The following is a 20035-nucleotide window of genomic DNA, read 5'->3' as shown; positions in this document are numbered from 1 at the left end:
TACCGATACGGCGCGCGACCCCAAAAAACCGGCGCGGGCGAAAGGGAGGAGCGGATGTCAGGCCTTCTCGCACTGTCGCGGGCGATCGACCGATTCAACGAGGTTGTCGGCAGATGGGTCTCGTGGCTCATCCTGGCGGCCATCCTCGTCAGCGCCGGGAATGCGGTGATCCGCAAGGCGTTCAACATGTCCTCGAACGCTTGGCTCGAGCTGCAGTGGTACCTGTTCGGCGCCGCCTTCATGCTGGCCGCCGCCTATACGCTGCGCCAAAACGAGCACGTCCGCGTCGACGTCGTCTATGGAGCCTTCTCCCGCCGCGTCCAGCACTGGATCGACCTTTTCGGGCACGTCTTTTTCCTGATGCCCTTCGTCATCCTGATGATCGTCTACTTCGTTCCCTATGTCGGCCTCTCCTATCGCTCCGGCGAGATGTCGAACAATGCCGGCGGGCTGATCCTGTGGCCGGCGAAGTCGGTGCTTCTGATCGGCTTCGTCCTGCTCGGCTTCCAGGGCATTTCCGAAATCATCAAGAAGATCGCCGTGATACGCGGCGACATCGACGATCCCAATCCGTTCGTGTCGGCCCACGGTCAGGCCGAACTCGAAGCCAAGGCGCTTGCCGGAGAGGTGCGCCAGTGATCGAATTCATAGCGCAGAACATGGCGCCGATCATGTTCTTCTCGCTGATCGTCTTCATGCTGCTCGGCTACCCCGTCGCCTTCTCGCTCGCCGCCAACGGGTTGCTCTTCTTCGTCATAGCCGTCGAGCTCGCACCGCTTTCCAACAACACCATCACGCTTTCCTGGCCGCTGCTCTACGCCCTTCCGGAGCGCTTCTGGGGCGTGATGTCCAACGAGACGCTGCTGGCCGTCCCCTTCTTCACCTTCATGGGCATCGTGCTGGAGCGCTCCGGCATGGCGGAGGACTTGCTCGACACGATCGGGCAGCTCTTCGGCCCCATCCGCGGCGGCCTCGCCTACGCCGTCGTCATCGTTGGCGCGCTGCTCGCGGCGACCACCGGCGTGGTGGCCGCATCGGTCATCGCCATGGGCCTGATCTCGCTGCCGATCATGCTGCGTTACGGCTACGACCGGCGCGCCGCCACCGGCGTCATCGCCGCCTCGGGCACGCTTGCGCAGATCATTCCGCCTTCGCTCGTCCTCATCGTGCTCGCCGACCAGCTCGGCCGCTCGGTCGGCGACATGTATGCGGGCGCGCTCATCCCGGGCCTGGTGCTGACCGGCCTCTACATGGTCTACGTGTTCATCCTCTCCTTTCTGAAACGCGATTCCATGCCGGCGCTGCCGCCAGAAGCCCGCACGCTGGGGCACGGCGTGACGTCGCTGCTCATCGCGCTCGCAGCAGCCGCCGCCATCGCCTACGCGGCGCACGTCTACCTCACCCCCACCCACGGGGCGAATGCCGACATCCTCGGTGCGACGGTCGGCGTGATCGTGATCTATGTCGTCGCCATCGCCGATCGCGGTCTGAAGATCAACATGATGTCGCGGCTCGCCCAGCAGGTCATCATCGTCCTCATACCGCCGCTGGCGCTGATCTTCCTGGTGCTGGGCACCATCTTCCTCGGCGTTGCCACCCCGACCGAGGGCGGCGCGATGGGTGCGGTCGGCGCGCTGGCCATGGCCGCCGTCAAGGGCCGCCTGACGCTCGACGTCATCAAGCAGGCGCTCGCCTCGACCACGCGCCTGTCGGCCTTCGTGATGTTCATCCTGATCGGCGCCCGGGTGTTCTCCCTCACCTTCTACGGCGTCAACGGCCACCTGTGGGTCGAGCATCTCCTGGTGTCGCTGCCCGGAGGCGAGACCGGCTTCCTGATCGCCGTCAACATACTGGTGTTCCTGCTCGCCTTCTTCCTGGATTTCTTCGAGCTCGCCTTCATCATCGTGCCGCTGCTCGCGCCGGCGGCCGACCGGCTGGGCATCGACCTCATCTGGTTCGGCGTCCTGCTCGGCATCAACATGCAGACGAGCTTCATGCACCCGCCCTTCGGCTTCGCGCTGTTCTACCTGCGCTCGGTCGCGGCCCGCGTGCCTTATCTGGACCGCATCACCGGCAAGCAGATCGCGCCGGTGACGACCGGCCAGATCTACTGGGGCGCGGTGCCCTTCGTCTGCATACAGGTCCTCATGGTGGGCTTGACCATCGCCTTCCCGCAGATGGTCATGCACTACAAGGGCACCGTGGTGAACCCGGCCGATGTGGAGATCGTGCTCCCGCCGCTCGGCGGCGGCGCGCAGCCCGGACTGCCCAATCTAGGCCTGCCGCCGCTCGGTGGACCCGCCACCAACGGCGCCGCGCCGGCACCGGCCAATCCCGCGCCGGCCAACGACCTCTCCGCGCCGCCGAGTTTCGGAGAGCCCAAGTCTGAGCCGGCGCCGCCGGCGAACGATCTGTCGCAGCCGCCGAAGTTCAACTGAGGCCGACATCGGGCATTTTGGAATGCTGACAAGCGAAGGCCCGGATCGGCGACCGATCCGGGCCTTTGGCTTTTCGTTGTTACGACGAGGTTACAGCTTGCCGGCGCGCTGCTGCACCATCAGGAACGTGTCGTAATTGTACTCTGCGATCTGCATGTTCAGGTAGTAGTCCTTCCGGAACGCGACGATCGAATCCCAGATCTTCTTGAAGTTGGCGTTGGACGCCATCATCTCGTCGTAGACCTTGTTGGACTCGTCGAAGCACGCCGAGAGGATCTCGTTGCTGAACGGCCTCAGCTGCGCGCCGTTGGCGACGAGGTTCCGGATCGCCGTCGGGTTCAGATAGTCGTACTTCTGCAGCATGTTCGCGTCGGTCGCCTGGGCGGCGGTGCGCACGAGCGACTTGTAGGCCGGGGGAAGCTCTTCGAACTTCGCCTTGTTGAACATCAGGTGGACGGTCGGTCCGCCCTCCCACCAGCCTGGATAGTAGTAATACGGCGCGACCTTCTGGAAGCCGAGCTTCTCGTCGTCATACGGCCCGACCCATTCGGCTGCGTCGATCGTGCCCTTCTCGAGCGCCGGATAGATGTCGCCGCCGGCCAGCTGTTGCGGCACCACGCCAAGCCTCTCGACGATCTTGCCCGCAAATCCGCCGATGCGCATCTTGAGGCCCTGCAGGTCGGCGACCGTGTTGATCTCCTTGCGGAACCAGCCGCCCATTTGCACGCCGGTATTGCCGCCGGGAAATCCGACGAGACCCTGGGTGCCGAGGAACTCGTTGAACAGGTCGTTGCCGCCGCCGTGATAGAGCCAGGCGTTCATGCCGCGCGCGTTGAGCGCGAACGGAACCGCGGCGCCCAGCGCCCAGGTCGGGTCCTTGCCCCAGTAATAATATGCCACCGTGTGACAGGCCTCGACGGTGCCTGCCGCCGCGGCGTCGGCCGCCTGCAGCCCGGGCACGATCTCGCCTGCCGCAAAGGGCTGGATGGTGAAATTGCCGTCCGTCGCCTCCGACAGCATTTTCGAGAATACATCCGCACCGCCGTAGATCGTGTCGAGCGACTTGGGGAAGGACGAGGCCAGCCGCCACGTGATCTTCGGGTTCGACTGGGCGATCGCCGGCGCGGCAAGCGTGGCGGTCGCGGCCGCCGCGCCGATGCCGGCGCTGCCCGCCTTGCGGATGAATGAACGACGATCCATGCAATACCTCCCTTGTTGGATCATGACGTGCCTGACCCAAGGGAAGCCGTTGATTTCCTTGGCCGGCGCCGGACGCAGACAATACACGCGACAGGACCCGAGTCCAGCATTCGAGAGGTCGGCAAGCCGCCGGCGGACCGCAACTGGAACTAAAGTCGGAGAAGAGTAGGAAGCCCGGCAAGTTGCAATGGATTTGCGGCGGCCGATCGCCTATCTATTAGGCACGAAAACTCCCGGCTTTTGACAGGGCATCCATGTTCCAGCCTCTCGTTGCCGTATCGACCGACGTAAAGCACTTCGACAATTACGATTGGCATGCCGTGCCGAAACAGTATCTCGAGGCGGCGATTGCCGGCGCCGGCGTGTTCCCGGTGCTGGTGCCCTCCTTCGGCGACCGGCTCGACCTCGACCGGCTGCTCGCTTCCGTCGACGGCGTGATGCTGACCGGGTCGAAATCCAATGTCCACCCGTCGATCTACGGCGGCGACGCCAGCGAGGCGAACGGTCCCTACGACGCGCATCGCGACGCCACGACCCTGCCACTGATCCGCAAGGCCATCGACTACGGCGTCCCGCTGCTCGCCATCTGCCGCGGCATCCAGGAGCTCAACGTCGCGCTCGGCGGCACGCTGGCGTCCGAAATCCAGGAGCGTCCCGGCTCGCTTGACCACCGCGCGCCGGTTTCGGACGACCAGGATCAGCGTTTCGGCATCCGCCAGACCGTCTCGATCAAGCCCGGATCATGCCTTGCCGGCGTGTTCGGTCCCGGCGAGATCCTGGTCAATTCCGTTCATCGCCAGGCCATCGACCTGCCAAGCTCGCGCCTGCAGGTCGAGGCCGTCGCCGAGGACGGCACGGTCGAGGCGGTGTCGGTCAAGGATGCCCGGGCCTTTGCGGTCGGCGTCCAGTGGCACCCGGAATACTGGGTGCACTCCGACGGCAACTCGGCGAAGATCTTCCGCGCTTTCGGCGACGCCGTGCGGGCCCATGCGCTGGCCCGTACGGGTGTGCAGACGGCGGCGGAATAACCCTCAGCGCTTCGCCTTCACATGCGCCGTCTCGGGGACGGCGGTGACGGGCTCGCCCTTCGAGAACCACGACAGCAGATTGTCGACCACGAGGTCGGCCATGGCGTTGCGCGTGTGAACCGACGCCGAGCCGACATGCGGCAACAGCGTGGCATTGGGCACATCGAGCAGCGCCTTCGGCACATTCGGCTCGTCGGCGAAGACATCGAGGCCAGCGGCGAGAATGGTGCCGTCGCGGAGCGCTGCGGCCAGCGCCTCCTCGTCCACGGTGCTGCCGCGGCCGATATTGACGAAGACGCCGTTCGGCCCGAGCGCCTTCAGCACTTCGGCATTGACCGCCTTCAGCGTCGAAGCGCCGCCCGGAACCACCGAGATCAGCGTATCGACGGCGCCGGCGAGCGACACCAGCGTCGGGTGGTACTCATAGTCCATTCCCTCGACCTGCCGCCGGTTGTGATAGGCGACGGGCAGCCCGAACGCCTCCAGCCGGTGCGCGATCGCCTGTCCGATCCGCCCCATGCCGAAGATGCCGGCCTTGCGACCGCGCAGCGTGCCCGGCGTCAGGCGGTATGGGCCTTCCTTCACCCAGCGGCCTTCGCGCAGGTAGTCTTCCGCGCGCGGCAGTTCGCGCACCGCGTTGATCAGCATGCCGAGCGCGGTGTCGGCCACTTCCTCGGTCAGCACATCGGGCGTGTTGGTGACCATCACGCTCTTCTTGCCGGCATGGACGGCATCGACCGAATCGTAGCCGACACCGAAGCTGGCAACGATTTCGAGCTTCGGCAAAGCATCCATGAAGCCGGCGCTGATGCCGCCGAAGGCCGCGATGCCGCGTACCTTGCCCGCCAGCTCCGGCGTGACCTTGGCCGGGTCCGCGCTGTCCATGCGGATCATCTCGAAGGTTTTCTCTATGCGCTTGGCGGCGTGGTCGTTCAGCGCTCCGGGCACCAGCACGGTGATCCGGCTAAGGTCATGTGTATCGGTCATCAGCGCTCCACGGGCTTGCCGGTTGATTGCCGGATATGCAGTTCCGGCTTGATGAGTTCCTGCGAGGGACGCACGGACTGCCCGCCGAGCTTGTCGAGCAGCGCCCGCGCGGCGCGGCGGCCGACCTCGCGCTGACCGTTCCACACGGTGGTCAGCGCCGGGGTGGCGATCGCCGCCTCCTCGAGATCATCATAGCCCGTCACCGAAATGTCGACCCCCGGCACGAGGCCGGCGCGGGCGATGCCGTTCATCAGGCCGATGGCGACGAGGTCGTTCCAGCAGCAGGCAGCCGTCGGATGGTCCTTGAGCGCCAGGAACTGGCCGGCCGCCTCGAAACCGGCCTGCTTGGTACGCGGGCCGGGAATGCGCCAGTGCGGCCTGATCTCCAGCCCGGCCGCCTCCATCGCGGCGACATAGCCCTGGTAGCGGTCGCGGCCCGTGGAGGTCTGGTCGGTGCCGCCGATCATGGCAATGCGCTTGTGGCCGAGCGAGATCAGGTGATTGGTGGCAAGGCCGGTGCCATAGGCGTCGTCGCCACGGAAGACCGGCACCTCGGCGCCCTCGACCGTGCGGGCGATCAGCACCGCCGGCAGGCCGTTCTCCTCGGCCATGACGATGTCCTCGCGCGGCGTCCCGATGGCCGGCGACATGATCACCCCGTCCGCGCCGAGCTGCAATAGCGTATCGATGAAAGTGCGCTGCTTCTCGAGTTGGTCGTAGTGGTTGGAGAGGATGAATGTCTGGCGGCTGCGATCGAGTTCGCTTTCGATCGAGCGCAGGATTTCCGCGAAGAACGGGTTCATGATGTCGTGAACGACGACCCCGACGATGCCCGACCGCGATGTCCTGAGGCTCGCCGCGCGACGGTTGTAGATATAGCCGATGGCCCTGGCGTGATCCTTGATGCGGTCGCGGGTGACGTCGGCGACAAGCGGGCTGTCACGCAGGGCAAGCGACACCGTGGCGGTGGAAACGCCGAGCGCGTCGGCGATCGTCGATAACTTGATCTTCTGTGCCAGCGCGCTTCCCCACCCGGTCTTTAAACAGTTTAAAGACGCGCTTATGCCATCCTTGGCCGCGAGGTCAAAGCTTTTTTGCCAGTTCCTCGTCCTCGGCGTTCGGGGCCGCGCTGTTCTGCACGCGCAGACGATGTTCGCGATGCACGATGTAGAGCCCGCTGGCGACGATGATGGCGGCGCCGCCGATCGTCCAGCCGTCCGGCAACTGGCCGAAGACCAGCCAGCCGGCGGCGATCATCCACACCATCTGCAGATAGGGATAGGGCGCCAGCGCCGACGCCGTCGCGATGCGGTAGGCGCGGATGAGAAACCAGTGCCCGAGCGCGCCGTAGAAGCCTAACGACAGGAGGATGATCCAGTGCCACAGGTCCGGCGGCAACGAGACCGTGAAGGGCAGCGTCGGAGCGAGCAGGATGACGGGAACCAGCGCCGGATAGAGGATCAGGCTCTCCGGCGACTCGGTGGCGGCGAGCCGCCGGGTCATGATTACGTAGAAGCAGTTGGAGAGCATCGCACAAAGCGCATAGACGTGCCCGATGGCGAAGACGCCGACGCCCGGCCGTGTGATGACGAGGACCCCGACGAAGCCGGCGAGGATCGCCAGCCAGCGCCGCCATCCCGCCCATTCGCCGAGCAGCGGACCGGCGAGCGCGGTGATCACCATCGGCCCGAAGAAATAGATCGACGTCGCCTCGGCAAGCTGGAGGGTCTCGAGCGCGAGGAAATTGAAGAGGGTCGAGCCGAACAGGAAACCGCTGCGCAGTACTTGCAGCGGCAGGCTCTGCGCGCGGAAGCGCCAAAGCTCCCGCCAGCCGCGCAGCAGGAACAGCACCACCACGACATGCAACGCGTAACGCATCCAGACCGCGAACAGCGGCGCGATGCCGGCAAGCACGAGGTATTTCGCGCTGGTGTCGAGGAAGGTGAAGAACAGGTAGACGACGACCATGTACATGATCGCCGCGGGCGGGGTCGCGAAATCGCCTGGTATTTTCGGATTGTTCACGTCTGATGCCGGGAAAGGGATGTGCTCTGCTTTTGCGGCACTCTCCGCCACCGGGCAATATAAAAGGCGCTCTGGTCCGCTATTTGTGCATCTGTGCCCCTTTGGTGATCTTGTCGACCGTCTTCTTGTCGGCGCGCAGCGCGATGCCGACGACCTTGGCGTCATCAGGCGCGAAGCGGGCGAAGACCTCGCGGTTGAGGACATCATGCCCGGTCGAGAACATCTCCTCGACATAGAGCGAGGTCTGCACGCCCCGCTCCAGCGAACGGCGATGGATGGCCGACAGCGTCGGCTGGTCGGCGGACAGGATGATGACCGGCTGGATGCTAAGCGCATTGTAGATGTTGCCGGCGCGGTCGCGGTAGGGCTCGCCGATCAGGCTGGGGAACTGCGCGGCGACGCCGGTGGCGAGGAATGCGACCACGTTGAGCTTCTGCCAGACGGCAAGATCGTCGCGCACGACGATTGCAAATTTCGTGTCGAACATGGCACTTTTCCGTTCGATTGGATGAGACGATGCCGGACGATCTATCGAGCGAAGCCTTTCAGGGTCTTGGACGTTTGTGCGCGGACGTAACCGGCAACCGGATCCTCCAGGCGCCGGCCTCCGAGGGCATCGAGCGCATCGAGGCGAGGTTCAGCGGGCCGGCCTTCGATCTCCACCGCCACGACACCTATGCGCTCGGCGTGACGCTTTCCGGGGTCCAGACCTTCCGCTATCGCGGGACCGCACGGAGCAGCCTGCCCGGCCAGGTCATCGTGCTCCATCCGGACGAACTGCACGACGGCGGCGCCGGCACCGAGGCCGGACTGCGCTACCGCATGCTCTACCTCGAGCCTGACGTGCTGGCCGAATGCCTTGGAGCGGCGAATACGTCGCTGCCCTTCGTGCGGGAGGCCGTCCTCAGCGACACCGACCTCTGCGCCACGCTGCTTTCAGCGCTGGGCTCGCTGGACGAGGCGCTCGACGATCTTTTCCTGGCGGACTTCGTAGCAGAGCTTGGCCGCTGCCTCGCCAGGCATTCGGGCCAGCCGGCGCGGCCGCTCGGTAGGACGGCGTGGCGGGCCGCAAATCTCGCCCGCGACTATCTTAGGGAGAACATCGAACGGCCGGTCCGTTCGGACGAGCTGGAAGCGGTGACCGGGCTCGACCGCTACGCGCTGTCGCGCCATTTCCGCGCCGCCTTCTCGACCAGCCCGCATCGTTTCCTGGTCATGCGCCGGCTTCAGCGCGGGCGCAGGATGATCGAGAACGGCGAACCGCTGGCCGAGATCGCAGCAGCGACCGGCTTCGCCGACCAGAGCCATTTCAACAGGCATTTCAAGAAGGCGTTCGGCATGACGCCCGGCCGCTGGGCGGCGCTCACCCGAAACGCCGCTCCGTCGGCCGCCTGACTACTCTTCCGTCTCAACCTCGTCGTCGATCTCGACGAGTTCGCTGCTGGAGAGGTTCGCCTCGACGCGCTGCAGAAGCTTCGCCAGCGTCTTCTGCTCCTTCTTGTCGAGCCCCTTCAGCGCCTGCTTCTCCGTCTTGCGCACCGATTTCTCGATCGCCTTGATCGTCTCGCGACCGGGGTCGGTCAGGAATATATGCGCCTGCCGCGCATCGTGGTTCGAGGCCTTCTTGTCGAGGAAACCCTGCGCCTGCAGGCGGTTGATGGTCTTGGTGATCGTCGGCGGGCGCACGCCCAGCCGGATGGCGAGCTGCCCCGGCGTCTGCCCGTCATCGTGGCTGAGCGCCAGCATGATCTGGTCCTGGCCGGCATAGAAACCATGCGCCAGCAGTCTCGATGCCAGCGCAGTGCGCGACAGGCGCGCCGCCGAGTGAAGCCGGCTCATCGTCGCAGCCTTGTTCGTCTTGGCCATGTTGAACCTCTCGATCGGTAGGAGCACACTCTTGGAGCGCACTGCCCCCACCGGAAAGCATTGCGCATAAATTTCCTTTGCCGGCGAGCGACTTCGTCGCCGCCAAGGCTAATGACAGAATCATTTGACAGCCAGATGACAATTGAATTGCAGCAAGGTTCTCGTCCAGGGGACGCGTTCCGGCTCCATCATTCCGGCTTGGAAAGCGGTTCAGCCGAAGCGCCTAGGCGTACTGGCCCGCACACCAGCCCGACGACCAGGCCCATTGGAAATTATAGCCGCCGAGCCAGCCCGTCACGTCGACGACCTCGCCGATGAAATAGAGCCCGGGCACGCCCTTGGCCTCCATGGTGCGGGAATCCAGGTCGCGCGTGTCGACGCCGCCGAGCGTCACTTCGGCGGTGCGATAGCCTTCCGATCCCGATGGCTTGATGCGCCAGCCGTTGACTGCCGCCTCGACGCGACGAAGGGTCTTGTCTGACATTTCCGCCAAGGTCGATGCGCCGAATTCCTGCCCCAGGGTCTGGGTGACTGTCTGGGCCAGCTTTTTCGGCAGGAAGGCGGCCAGCGCCGTCTGCACCGCCTGCTTGCCGTTCTGCGCCCGCGCCTGGCGCAGCGCCTCGAACACATTCACCTCCGGCAGCATGGCGATGCCGATCTCCTGACCTTCGCGCCAGTAGGACGAGATCTGCAGGATCGCGGGACCGCTGATGCCGCGATGGGTGAACAGCATGGCTTCCGAGAACTGCGTCTTGCCGCAGGAGACGACAGCGTCGACGGCGATGCCGGCCAGCGGCCGCAGCCGCTCCAGCGTATTCGGCTCGAAGGTCAGCGGCACCAGTGCCGGACGCGTCTCCACGGTCCGCAGGCCGAACCGCGCCGCGACGTCATAGCCGAACCCCGTCGCCCCCATCTTGGGGATCGACTTGCCGCCGCTCGCCACGACCAGCGAGGCGCAGCGCACCGGCACGCCGCCGCTCAGCGTCAACGCGAAGCCGCCGTCCGTTTTCTCGATCCGCTCGGCCGCTGTCGAAAGGCTGAGCGCAGCGCCGGACCGCTTCATCTCGCCCGTCAGCATGTTGATGACCTGCATGGCCGAGCCGTCGCAGAACAGTTGCCCAAGCGTCTTTTCATGGAAGGCGATGCCATGCCGCTCGACCAGGGCAACGAAGTCATGCTGTGTGTAGCGCTTCAGCGCCGAGATGCAGAAATGCGGGTTCTGGGAGATGAAGTTCTTCGGACTGGCGTGGATGTTGGTGAAATTGCACCGCCCTCCGCCGGAAATCCGGATCTTTTCCCCCGGGCTCGGCGCGTGGTCGATCACCAGAACCTTGCGGCCGCGCTTGCCCGCCTCGATGGCGCACATCATGCCGGCCGCACCGGCTCCTATGACAACGACATCGATCGAATCCAAATCCAGCACTCCTGAAACCGGCCGCTTGTACAGGCCGGGCCGCGCCGCGTGAACCGGGCGATTTCGACCACCCGGCCCATACCCCGAGCCAACCCGTGCATGATCGCATTCGCAGGGTGCAAAACCCGCCCCGCCACACTATATGGAGCGTCTGATCGACAGAGGCATTCCCATGAGCGAAGCGCAGACCCAGACCCCGGCGCAAATCCCGGTGACCGTGCTCACCGGCTATCTCGGCTCCGGCAAGACCACCCTGCTCAACCGTATCCTCTCGGAGAGCCACGGCAAGCGATACGCCGTGATCGTCAACGAATTCGGCGAGATCGGCATCGACAACGACCTGATCGTGGAGTCCGACGAGGAAATCTACGAGATGAACAATGGCTGCGTCTGCTGCACCGTTCGCGGCGACCTGATCCGCGTGGTCGAGGGCCTCATGCGCCGCCCCGGCCGCTTCGACGCCATCGTGGTCGAGACCACTGGCCTCGCCGACCCCGCGCCGGTCGCCCAGACCTTTTTCATGGACGAAGACGTGCGTTCCAAGACCAAGCTCGACGCGGTCGTGGCGCTGGTCGACGCAAAACACCTGCCGCTCAGGCTGAAGGATTCCAAGGAGGCCGAAGACCAGATCGCCTTCGCCGACGTCGTCGTCCTGAACAAGACCGACCTGGTGACGCCGGAAGAACTCGCCGCCGTCGAGGCGACGGTCCGCGCCATCAATCCGGCGGCGAAGATTCACCGCACGGAGCGTTCGGGCGTCGAACTGGCGGAAGTGCTCGACCGCGGCGCTTTCGACCTCAGCCGGGCGCTGGACAACGATCCGCATTTCCTCGAGGCGCATGACGACCACCATGATCATGACGGCCACGACCATCACGATCATGCCTCGGCGATCCACGACGTCGGCGTGAAGTCGGTGTCGCTGCGCGGCGGCGAGATGGATCCCAAGAAGTTCTTCCCGTGGATCGAGAAGATCACCCAGATGGAAGGCCCCAACATCCTGCGTCTCAAGGGCATCATCGCCATCAAGGACGATCCGGACCGCTACGTCCTCCAGGGCGTGCACATGATCATCGAAGGCGACCACCAGCGTCCCTGGAAGGATGGCGAGAAGCACGAGAGCCGGCTGGTCTTCATCGGCCGCGACCTCGACGCCGAGCGCCTCAGGAAGAGTTTTGAGGCCTGCCAGGCGGCTTGACCGCCTCTTCTCTGCATGGGCTGCTGTCGTCTTCACCCGTCATCGGGAAGATCGCGGTTGAAAAGGCCGTCGTTTTGCGCAAACACGGCCACACCCTGCCGCAGGAATTTAGCCCATGCCCACCGTCGCCCCGCTTGATCTCGATGGCCATTGTATCGCCGCCGTCTTCCTCGGCGGCGTGCCGCATTTTGCGCTGGCCGACGGCACCATTCATCGCCTCGACCACGGCCACAAGACGCTTGCCGTCCATGATGGGTTGCTCTGCGCCACGCTCGACCAGACGAAAACACGGCTGATCACCGGCGGCGAGGACGGCAAGGTCTGCGCCAGCGCGGGCGAAACGACCGAAGTGCTCGCCGAGGCCGGGCGCAAATGGATCAGCAGCGTCGCTTCGGGCCCACAAGCCGCGATCGCCTATGCCGCCGGCCGCTCCGCCTTCGTGCGTTTCTCCGACGGCCGCACAAAGGAATTCCAGCACCCCCGCACGGTCGAAGGCCTCGCCTTCTCGCCCAAGGGCATGCGTTTCGGCGTCGCCCGCTACAATGGCGTCACGCTGCATTTCCCGGCGACCGACGGCAAGCCGACCGAGCTCGAATGGGCGGGCGCGCATACGGCGATCACCTTCTCGCCCGACGGCAATTTCGTCGTCACCGCCATGCAGGAGAATGCCCTGCACGGCTGGAAGCTCGCCGACGGCAAGCACATGCGCATGTCGGGCTATCCAGCCAAAGTGAAGAGCATGTCCTGGAGCGTCAAGGGCAAGTGGCTGGCGAGTTCCGGCGCGCCGGCGGCGATCGTCTGGCCGTTCCAGGCCAAGGACGGGCCGATGGGCAAGGCGCCGCTGGAACTCGGCACGCGCGGCAATTCCATGGTGACCGTGGTCGCCTGCCATCCGAGCCAGGAGGTCGCGGCAATCGGCTATGACGACGGCATGGTGATGGCCGTGCGCTTCGCCGACTCCAAGGAAGTGCTGTTGCGCCGTCCCGGCAAGGGCGCCGTCACCTCGATGATGTGGGACGACGAGGAACGCCGCATCGCCTTCGGCACCGAAACCGGCGACTGCGGCGTCATCGACATCACCGGTTAGGCCAGCAGCGTTTTCGCAGCCTTCGGCCGCGCCGGCTTCCGGCGTAGCGCCAGCCCGTCGCGCATGTTGAGCGAGAGCAGCGTGATGTTGACCGCTCCCGCGACCAGTTCGATCGCCTGGACGGCAACGAATGCCGCGTCGAACGCGCCTGCCGCGGCCTTGCTCGCCAGGAACACAGCGGACGGAACGAGGATCAGGATGCCGTTGGCGGCGATGATCTTCATGCGCTGCTTCTTGCGCAGCACCGCGGGGTTGCGCCATCCCTTGCCGAGCGAGAAGCCGGACGCGCCGGCGACGGCCATCGCCGGGATCAGCACCAGCATGCCTGCGAGGACGCCGTTCTTCACGGCGGCAACCGCTGCGGTGTCGCCGAACAGTTCGCTGATCGCAGTCGCACTCCAGAAGATGCAGATCGTCAGCAGCGCCAGCGCGCCGGCAAAGGCATGAACCCTGGTTTTCATCGCTCCGCCTCCAATTAGATAGCATGCTATTTATCATTGGATAGCTTGCTATGCAACTGCTATTCCTTAGGCATGGCATTCGACAAGACCCGCTCCGCCGGCTTTCTCGCCAACCACATGGCCCGGCTTTTCGCCAAGGGCCTGCAGCAGAACATAAAACCGCTCGGCCTCGCCCCGGCACAATTCATGACCCTGCTTGCGCTCTGGGAAGAAGACGGCCTCACCCAGCGCCAGTTGGTCGAGCGGCTGGACGTCGAGCAGGCGACCATGGCGAATACGCTGACCAGGATGGAGCGCGATCGCTTGATCGAGCGCCGCGCCCATCCCGAGGACGGGCGCTCGCAGTCCATCCACCTGACGCCGAAGGCCGTCGCCCTGCGCGAGCCTGCGACATCGGCCGCCCTGGCGGTAAACGGGGTCGCTCTCGGCGATCTCAGCGAAGAGGAACGGCTGGTCTTCCTCGACCTCACCCGTCGCGTGATCGATGCGCTGAAGCAGCGCTACTAAGGCATCCGGGATTTGCTGGAAAACAAGAAGGCCGTTGTCACTCGACCGAGCAGGCGACCTCGCCTTCGCGGTTGATCGTCACGCCCTCCCCGCCATTCTCGTCGGTCATGTCGAACACCGTCAGCGCGTAGCGGCCGTCATACATGCCTTCGCCGTCGTCGCCCGGCCGCGCCTTCGTCCGGATCGTCAGCTCGACATAGCCGTGCGGCTTGTCTCCCTCCCGCTCGCGATAGAGCAGCAGCCTCAGTTCCTCGCCGTCCAGCCAGTATTGCGCGACATGCTCGCGCGCGAAGCTGGTTTTGGCGAGATCGTCCGCCACATCCGGTCCGGCGACGGCCAGCGTCCCCTCGAAGCTGAACAGTGCCGCGCCCATGCCTCGCGAGGCTCCGCCCCCGACCTCGAAGCTCACGCCTTCCGCATCCGCCGAACAATTAACGCCGCCGGAAGCCAGCGCCGGCTGACAGGAAAGCGCCGTCAGGAACAGGAAAAGTTTCGCGCGCATCGGTGCCTCCTCGCTATCTGCCAGCGGTCTCCAGACCCAGAAGCCAGCGATTCATGGTCATGAAATCGCCTCCCTTCGAGTGGGCGAAACCGACTGGATCGCCGGCCCTGCGCGCAACACGCAAATCGGTGGGCGACATTGCGAAGGCCTCGCGAAAGGCCCGGCTGAACACCGAATTGCTGCTGAAGCCGCAGCGGGCGGCGATGGTACCGACGCGATCTCCCGTATGCGCCGGATCGGTGACCGCCTGATATGCGCGCATCAGCCGCCGCTGCTGGATGTAGCGGCGCACGCCGCCCAGTGGATCGAACAGGCGATAGAGCGTCGCGCGAGACATGCCGAGGTGCCGGCAAAGAAACCCCGGGCCCAGATCCGGGTTTGCCAGGTTGGCGTCGATGGTCCGCCGCAACGCAAGGAGAGAGGTGACGGGCGCATTCCGGACGGCCGCGCCGGCTCCCTTGGTGCTCGCGCCGGCCAATGCCGCGATGAGCGCCGCCGTTCCGCGTGCGGCGGTGTACGCATCCTGCGTGCCGAACGAAGGCGCCTCGGCAAACAGCGTCTGCAGATGGCTGGCCAGCATCGCGTTGAGCGGGCTCGATCGCGGCAGTATCAGCCCGTGCAGGTCGTCGAGATCGGGAACGAGAGGAACAAGCAGCGCCCGCGGCAGTATGATCGAGTGGCTTCTGAAATCCGGAACCCGGATCTTCCAGCGGCGGGTCAGGTCGAAAAAGAGAACGTCGCCGGCTTTCAGCTCGACGTCCCGCCCCTCGATGTCGAGGCGCGCGTCGACGCAATAGGTAATAAGGGAAATGCTGTCGAGGCCGCTGCGCGCGATGCTCTGGGCAGTCCGCTCGTACGTAGCCGCAGAAGAGCAGCCCGAACTGATCGCGACATCTGCGAACTGGTAGCTCGCCAGCGTCACCGCGAACCTGGAGCGCGCCTCCGGGTCGGGAACCTCCATCCCCACCAGCGGCGACAGGCCGAAGCGCCAGAGTTCGAACTCGTCCGCATTACCGGGGGCAACCGAAAGGTCCAGGCGGAATTGAGCCGGCGTCACGGCCTGTTGCACGCGCTGCGATTCCACCACCGCCTCCCGCCAAGATCGCGCCGCAGCCTGCCTTTGGCATTCCCGGTTTGCAAGGCGTCTCATTCTTCCTGCAGGGCGTCTCATTGACCATTCACGACCTTTTGTTCGGAAATCTCCGCTGTAATGGTCGTCGCGAACCGGGGGCTGCGGTTGCGCACGCGGCGGCGCCCGCTTCCGATGCCCTCTGTCCGGAAAGCGTTGGCGGCAACCTGTTCTTCAGCAATCGGGATTCTTCATATGATCTGGTTTACCTGCCGAACAGCCAAGGTCGCCTGTCTCCCGATTGCCGGCCTGGTGATTTCATTCGCCGCCACCGCGCCGGCCTCCGCGGCATGCCCGACCAGCGTTAAGCCGGCTGAATCTCCGGTCGGCACGCAGACGATCGCCTCCGGTGAGGACTGCACCGTCCTGCCGGGCACGAGAATCGAGACGACCGGCGACAGCGAGTATGGCATCGCGGCCGACGACTTCAGCACGATCGTCAACCGCGGCTTCATTTCCACCACCGGAATAGACGCCAGGGGCATAAATGGCGAGGACGGCAACACGATCGTCAACCACGGCGTCATTGCGACCGAGGAGGCGATCTCTCAGGCAATCTCTGTCTACGACGAAAACACGATCATCAATTACGGCACGATGTCGGCCGAACGAGCCAACGTCATCAGGACGGAAGACTCGAACACGATCATCAATCAAGGCGTGATACTGGCAAACGGTTCGCCACATGCGGTTGTTTTCGACGACGACAACATCGTCACGAATACCGGGGAGATCCGGGGAACGGGCACCGACACGTTCGGGCTCGACGGGAGCAGCCGCAACGTCATAACGAATACCGGCACCATCTCGGTAACCGGCATTGGCATAGACGCTGACCACGACAACACCGTCGTCAACTCCGGTCTTGTCGAGATAACGGCCATCCGGACCGCTGTCGATCTTGGCGACGGAAACAACGTCACGAATACCGGAACGATCCGGACAACCCGCAACTACTCCTGGGGTGTCGCCGTCGACGACGACAACATCATAAACAACTCGGGCCTCATCTCCACGGTCGGAGAAAGCTCGGACGCCGTCATCGTGCTCAACGGCAACGTCATCACCAACAGCGGCGCCATTGTAGCCACGGGCCTCAATTCGTCGGCGGTGCATCTGTCGCAGACCGACAATACGCTCAACCTGCTGCAGGGCTCGCGCATCGTCGGACTGATTGAATTCGGGGAGTTTGACGGCGAAGGCAACACCGTCAAACTCGGGCGCGGCGAGAACTGGTTGATGACCTTCACCGAGGACCCCACGCTCCGCAACAGTCTCGACACATCGGGCGCGCCGACGGCCTTTCTCAACGGCGGGCTGACCGTCGCCACCTTCGACGCCGCGGCGACGGTCTTCGGGGCCGAGGCATCGGCCCTGTCCGATCTGACCGGCGTAGTCAACGCGACGCTGCACCATCGCCTTACGGCCGGCAACCCGACCACCTATGTCTGGACTCAAGGGTTCGGCGCCCAGCGCAATGCCGACGATGACGGCGGCGGCTCCTTCCAGCCCGCGGCGGCCGACAACACGCTCGCCGGCGGCATGGCCGGCTTTTCGACCCCGTTGGCCTCGTTCGCACGCGGCGGGCTGTTCGCGGGTTACGCGCATGGCAGCCTCGGAAGCCCAAACCACGAGATCGATCAGCAGAGCTGGTTCGGGGGTGCATATGGCCGCGCTTTCTGGGGTCAGGCGTTTGCCGATCTGATAGTGACGGCCGGACAGACCGACAACGATTCGGCGCGGCGCATCCTGAACAACATGGCGCTCGACGGGGTCGAGTTCGCCCGTGGCGGCTACGACGGCTGGTTCGTCAATCCCGAGCTGACGCTGGGCATGGAGATGCCCTTCGGGGTGAGTTCGAAACTGGTGCCCAGCGCCAGCGTCGGCTACGCGGGGCTTTTCCTCGACGAGTTGACGGAAACAGGGTCGCAGGCGGCCGTCACCCTCGAGTCGCGCGACATCGAGCTGATCAACGGCCGGCTGCAACTGGAGATGAGGACGTCAGGCGAAACCTCCACCGGCCCGTGGCAGACGGCTGTCCGCGCCGGCGTAAGAGGACGAAGCAGCATCGGCGACGACAGTCTTGTCGGTGTTCTGGCGGTCTCCACGGCGTTCAACGTGACGCCGGAAGATAACGACGACGCGGTCGCCGGCTTCCTGGGCGCCGATCTGACGTTCTCGGTGGCGTCAAGCACGCAGGTCTTCGCGGGCGCCGAGACCGCGTTGGAGGATGACGGCGACAGTATCTTCGCCGGACGCGCCGGTCTGGCCTTCAAGTTCTGATCGAAGACGCCGTAAGCGAATAGAGCCTGCCATCACTTGCACGCCGCCTGCCGGCATCCGCACGCAAATCGCTGGCAGGGTCAAGCCATTCTGCCGCTGCGACAGGCTTTCGCGGACGCCGCTCATCGCGTATGGCGCGGGGCAAAACGTTCCAGCACTTCGCGCAGGCAGGCATGATTCGTCTCGAAAGCATAAGCAAGCAGAACGGCAAGCAGATCGTCTTCATCGAGGCGTCCGCCGTGATCCAGAAAGGCGAGAAGGTAGGCTTGGTCGGCCCCAACGGCGCCGGCAAGACGACCTTGTTCCGCATGGTGACAGGGCAGGAGCAGCCAGACGAAGGCCAGGTGTCGGTCGACCGCGGCGTCACCATCGGCTATTTCAGCCAGGACGTCGGCGACATGGCAGGCCGCAGCGCGGTCGCCGAGGTGATGGAAGGCGCCGGGCCGGTCAGCGCGGTCGCAAGCGAGATGCGCGCGCTGGAGGCGGCCATGGCCGACCCCGACCGCGCCGACGAGATGGACGCCATCATTGAGCGCTACGGCGAGTTGCAGGCGCAGTTCGAGGATCTCGACGGCTACGCTCTCGACGGGCGCTCCCGCGAGGTGCTGGCCGGCCTCGGTTTCAGCCAGGAGATGATGGACGGTCCCGTCGATGCGCTGTCGGGCGGCTGGAAGATGCGCGTCGCGCTCGCCCGCATCCTGCTGATGCGCCCGGACGCCATGCTGCTCGACGAGCCTAGCAACCATCTCGATCTCGAAAGCCTGATCTGGCTCGAGAGCTTCCTCAAGGGTTATGACGGCGCGGTGCTGATGACCTCGCACGACCGCGAGTTCATGAACCGCATCGTCGGCAAGATCGTCGAGATCGATGGCGGTTCGCTGACCAGCTACTCCGGCGACTACGAATTCTACCAGCAGCAGCGCACCATCGCCGACCGGCAGATGCAGGCGCAGTTCGAGCGCCAGCAGGCGATGCTGGCCAAGGAGATCGCCTTCATCGAGCGCTTCAAGGCGCGCGCCTCACACGCCGCCCAGGTCCAGAGCCGGGTCAAGAAGCTGGAGAAGATCGACAAGGTCGAGCCGCCCAAGCGCCGCCAGACGGTCAAGTTCGAGTTCCAGCCCGCGCCGCGCTCCGGCGAGGATATCGTCACGCTGAAGAACGTGCACAAGCGCTACGGCAGCCGCAGCATCTATGACAGCCTCGATTTCCAGGTGCGCCGCCGCGAGCGCTGGTGCGTGATGGGCGTCAATGGGGCCGGCAAGTCCACCCTGCTGAAGCTCGCGACGGGAGCAGTGGAACCGGATCAGGGTTCGGTGTCGCGCGGTCCCAGCGTCAAGATGGCCTATTTCGCGCAGCACGCCATGGAACTGCTCGACGGCGAACGCACGGTCTTCCAGTCGCTCGAAGACGCCTTTCCTCAGGCAGGCCAGGCGCCGCTGCGCGCGCTGGCCGGCTGCTTCGGCTTCTCCGGCGACGAGATCGACAAGAAATGCCGGGTGCTGTCGGGCGGCGAGAAGGCGCGGCTGGTGATGGCGATGATGCTGTTCGACCCGCCGAATTTCCTCGTGCTGGACGAGCCCACCAACCATCTCGACATGGCGACCAAGGAAATGCTCATCGCGGCTCTCGAGCAGTATGAGGGCACCATGCTGTTCGTCTCGCACGATCGCCACTTCCTCGCCGCGCTCTCCAACCGCGTGCTCGAGCTGACCGAAGACGGCGTCCACACCTATGGCGGCGGCTACACCGAATATGTCGCCCGCACCGGCCAGGAGGCGCCGGGCCTGCGCAGCTAGGTTCGTCGCATCGGCGGCGAGCCCGGCAGGTCCAGCCTCTCCATCTCCCCCCGTGGGAGGTGTGCAATGCCGCGTGGATGGATGCGTCGGCCAAGCCATTGATTTTCCAAGATA

At 65.0% G+C, this 20035-nt stretch carries 19 protein-coding genes; 9 read left to right on the top strand and 10 right to left on the bottom strand.

Translation table 11 applies throughout. The annotated features are described in order from the left end of the window. Nucleotides 1–54 precede the first annotated feature (54 nt). Nucleotides 55–639 carry a TRAP transporter small permease subunit gene (locus D8676_RS05690; RefSeq protein WP_121579892.1) on the top strand — a complete coding sequence of 195 codons (585 nt, stop codon included), beginning with the start codon at nucleotides 55–57 and terminating at the stop codon, nucleotides 637–639. Beyond that, the gene (locus D8676_RS05685) at nucleotides 636–2438 is read left to right on the top strand and encodes a TRAP transporter large permease subunit (protein ID WP_183096996.1); all 1803 of its coding nucleotides are present in this window, start codon (nucleotides 636–638) and stop codon (nucleotides 2436–2438) included. The genes D8676_RS05690 and D8676_RS05685 overlap by 4 nt, the downstream gene beginning before the upstream one ends. A gap of 90 nt (nucleotides 2439–2528) precedes the next feature. On the opposite strand, the gene D8676_RS05680 is transcribed toward D8676_RS05685, so the two are convergent. Further along, nucleotides 2529–3638 carry a TRAP transporter substrate-binding protein gene (locus D8676_RS05680; protein ID WP_121579891.1) on the bottom strand — a complete coding sequence of 370 codons (1110 nt, stop codon included), beginning with the start codon at nucleotides 3636–3638 and terminating at the stop codon, nucleotides 2529–2531. Between the two features lie 254 nt (nucleotides 3639–3892). Between D8676_RS05680 and D8676_RS05675 the strand changes: the two genes are divergently transcribed. Further along, nucleotides 3893–4666: a gamma-glutamyl-gamma-aminobutyrate hydrolase family protein gene (locus D8676_RS05675; RefSeq protein ID WP_121579890.1), complete on the top strand. Its 774-nt coding sequence runs from the start codon at nucleotides 3893–3895 to the stop codon at nucleotides 4664–4666. A gap of 3 nt (nucleotides 4667–4669) precedes the next feature. Here the strand turns inward: D8676_RS05675 and D8676_RS05670 are convergent, their stop codons facing one another. The 4 genes from D8676_RS05670 to D8676_RS05655 form a co-directional block, all read right to left on the bottom strand. Further along, on the bottom strand, nucleotides 4670–5653 hold the full coding sequence (locus tag D8676_RS05670; protein ID WP_121579889.1) for a 2-hydroxyacid dehydrogenase: 984 nt from the start codon (nucleotides 5651–5653) through the stop codon (nucleotides 4670–4672). After that, nucleotides 5653–6672, bottom strand: coding sequence for a LacI family DNA-binding transcriptional regulator (locus D8676_RS05665; protein WP_121579888.1), 1020 nt, complete (start codon nucleotides 6670–6672; stop codon nucleotides 5653–5655). Before D8676_RS05665 ends, D8676_RS05670 begins: the two co-directional genes overlap by 1 nt. 64 nt (nucleotides 6673–6736) lie before the next feature. Then, a complete protein-coding gene (locus D8676_RS05660; RefSeq protein ID WP_121580426.1) occupies nucleotides 6737–7621 on the bottom strand; it encodes a DMT family transporter in 885 nt (294 codons plus the stop codon). 136 nt (nucleotides 7622–7757) lie between these two features. Next, nucleotides 7758–8165 carry a DUF2000 family protein gene (locus D8676_RS05655; protein ID WP_121579887.1) on the bottom strand — a complete coding sequence of 136 codons (408 nt, stop codon included), beginning with the start codon at nucleotides 8163–8165 and terminating at the stop codon, nucleotides 7758–7760. A gap of 29 nt (nucleotides 8166–8194) precedes the next feature. Here D8676_RS05655 and D8676_RS05650 point away from each other — a divergent pair, with 29 nt between their 5' ends. Next, nucleotides 8195–9073, top strand: coding sequence for an AraC family transcriptional regulator (locus D8676_RS05650; protein WP_121579886.1), 879 nt, complete (start codon nucleotides 8195–8197; stop codon nucleotides 9071–9073). On the opposite strand, the gene D8676_RS05645 is transcribed toward D8676_RS05650, so the two are convergent. Continuing rightward, entirely contained in the window at nucleotides 9074–9544 is a 471-nt protein-coding gene (locus tag D8676_RS05645) for a MarR family transcriptional regulator (RefSeq protein WP_121579885.1), read from the bottom strand. It lies immediately after the preceding gene. Between the two features lie 223 nt (nucleotides 9545–9767). Then, nucleotides 9768–10958, bottom strand: coding sequence for an NAD(P)/FAD-dependent oxidoreductase (locus tag D8676_RS05640; RefSeq protein WP_121579884.1), 1191 nt, complete (start codon nucleotides 10956–10958; stop codon nucleotides 9768–9770). Between the two features lie 172 nt (nucleotides 10959–11130). Here D8676_RS05640 and D8676_RS05635 point away from each other — a divergent pair, with 172 nt between their 5' ends. Together D8676_RS05635 and D8676_RS05630 are read left to right on the top strand one after the other, a co-directional pair. After that, the gene (locus D8676_RS05635; RefSeq protein ID WP_121580425.1) at nucleotides 11131–12156 is read left to right on the top strand and encodes a GTP-binding protein; all 1026 of its coding nucleotides are present in this window, start codon (nucleotides 11131–11133) and stop codon (nucleotides 12154–12156) included. 115 nt (nucleotides 12157–12271) lie between these two features. Next, nucleotides 12272–13243 carry a WD40 repeat domain-containing protein gene (locus D8676_RS05630; protein WP_121579883.1) on the top strand — a complete coding sequence of 324 codons (972 nt, stop codon included), beginning with the start codon at nucleotides 12272–12274 and terminating at the stop codon, nucleotides 13241–13243. On the opposite strand, the gene D8676_RS05625 is transcribed toward D8676_RS05630, so the two are convergent. Further along, complete coding sequence (locus tag D8676_RS05625) at nucleotides 13240–13704, bottom strand: hypothetical protein (RefSeq protein WP_121579882.1); 465 nt, start codon at nucleotides 13702–13704, stop codon at nucleotides 13240–13242. The two genes, D8676_RS05630 and D8676_RS05625, sit on opposite strands and share 4 nt — an antisense overlap. A 72-nt stretch (nucleotides 13705–13776) precedes the next feature. Here D8676_RS05625 and D8676_RS05620 point away from each other — a divergent pair, with 72 nt between their 5' ends. Next, a complete protein-coding gene (locus tag D8676_RS05620; protein WP_121579881.1) occupies nucleotides 13777–14211 on the top strand; it encodes a MarR family transcriptional regulator in 435 nt (144 codons plus the stop codon). Nucleotides 14212–14248: 37 nt separating this feature from the next. On the opposite strand, the gene D8676_RS05615 is transcribed toward D8676_RS05620, so the two are convergent. Then, nucleotides 14249–14713 (bottom strand): hypothetical protein, encoded by a 465-nt coding sequence (locus D8676_RS05615; RefSeq protein ID WP_121579880.1) that lies wholly within the window; start codon nucleotides 14711–14713, stop codon nucleotides 14249–14251. 13 nt (nucleotides 14714–14726) lie between these two features. After that, on the bottom strand, nucleotides 14727–15797 hold the full coding sequence (locus D8676_RS05610) for a helix-turn-helix domain-containing protein (protein ID WP_183096995.1): 1071 nt from the start codon (nucleotides 15795–15797) through the stop codon (nucleotides 14727–14729). A gap of 240 nt (nucleotides 15798–16037) precedes the next feature. On the opposite strand from D8676_RS05610, the gene D8676_RS05605 reads away from it, so the two are divergent. Both D8676_RS05605 and D8676_RS05600 read left to right on the top strand, forming a co-directional pair. Then, complete coding sequence (locus D8676_RS05605; protein ID WP_121579878.1) at nucleotides 16038–18125, top strand: autotransporter outer membrane beta-barrel domain-containing protein; 2088 nt, start codon at nucleotides 16038–16040, stop codon at nucleotides 18123–18125. Nucleotides 18126–18298: 173 nt separating this feature from the next. Continuing rightward, nucleotides 18299–19921 carry an ABC-F family ATP-binding cassette domain-containing protein gene (locus tag D8676_RS05600; RefSeq protein WP_121580424.1) on the top strand — a complete coding sequence of 541 codons (1623 nt, stop codon included), beginning with the start codon at nucleotides 18299–18301 and terminating at the stop codon, nucleotides 19919–19921. The last annotated feature ends 114 nt before the right edge of the window (nucleotides 19922–20035 follow it).

Origin of the sequence: Mesorhizobium sp. YM1C-6-2 (assembly GCF_003666685.1) — a bacterium.
In the GTDB taxonomy this organism is placed as follows: domain Bacteria; phylum Pseudomonadota; class Alphaproteobacteria; order Rhizobiales; family Rhizobiaceae; genus Mesorhizobium_K.
Note: the sequence above shows the minus strand (reverse complement) of the source record. Positions and strands in the feature narration are given on the sequence as shown.

Excerpts from the sequence above, each read along its gene's own strand:
- D8676_RS05690 (WP_121579892.1), top strand. The coding sequence starts at position 55 with ATGTCAGGCCTTCTCGCACTGTCGCGGGCGATCGACCGATTCAACGAG.
- D8676_RS05680 (WP_121579891.1), bottom strand. The coding sequence starts at position 3,638 with ATGGATCGTCGTTCATTCATCCGCAAGGCGGGCAGCGCCGGCATCGGC.
- D8676_RS05675 (WP_121579890.1), top strand. The coding sequence starts at position 3,893 with ATGTTCCAGCCTCTCGTTGCCGTATCGACCGACGTAAAGCACTTCGAC.
- D8676_RS05670 (WP_121579889.1), bottom strand. The coding sequence starts at position 5,653 with ATGACCGATACACATGACCTTAGCCGGATCACCGTGCTGGTGCCCGGA.
- D8676_RS05660 (WP_121580426.1), bottom strand. The coding sequence starts at position 7,621 with ATGGTCGTCGTCTACCTGTTCTTCACCTTCCTCGACACCAGCGCGAAA.
- D8676_RS05655 (WP_121579887.1), bottom strand. The coding sequence starts at position 8,165 with ATGTTCGACACGAAATTTGCAATCGTCGTGCGCGACGATCTTGCCGTC.
- D8676_RS05650 (WP_121579886.1), top strand. The coding sequence starts at position 8,195 with ATGCCGGACGATCTATCGAGCGAAGCCTTTCAGGGTCTTGGACGTTTG.
- D8676_RS05645 (WP_121579885.1), bottom strand. The coding sequence starts at position 9,544 with ATGGCCAAGACGAACAAGGCTGCGACGATGAGCCGGCTTCACTCGGCG.
- D8676_RS05635 (WP_121580425.1), top strand. The coding sequence starts at position 11,131 with ATGAGCGAAGCGCAGACCCAGACCCCGGCGCAAATCCCGGTGACCGTG.
- D8676_RS05630 (WP_121579883.1), top strand. The coding sequence starts at position 12,272 with ATGCCCACCGTCGCCCCGCTTGATCTCGATGGCCATTGTATCGCCGCC.
- D8676_RS05625 (WP_121579882.1), bottom strand. The coding sequence starts at position 13,704 with ATGAAAACCAGGGTTCATGCCTTTGCCGGCGCGCTGGCGCTGCTGACG.
- D8676_RS05620 (WP_121579881.1), top strand. The coding sequence starts at position 13,777 with ATGGCATTCGACAAGACCCGCTCCGCCGGCTTTCTCGCCAACCACATG.
- D8676_RS05615 (WP_121579880.1), bottom strand. The coding sequence starts at position 14,713 with ATGCGCGCGAAACTTTTCCTGTTCCTGACGGCGCTTTCCTGTCAGCCG.
- D8676_RS05605 (WP_121579878.1), top strand. The coding sequence starts at position 16,038 with ATGATCTGGTTTACCTGCCGAACAGCCAAGGTCGCCTGTCTCCCGATT.
- D8676_RS05600 (WP_121580424.1), top strand. The coding sequence starts at position 18,299 with ATGATTCGTCTCGAAAGCATAAGCAAGCAGAACGGCAAGCAGATCGTC.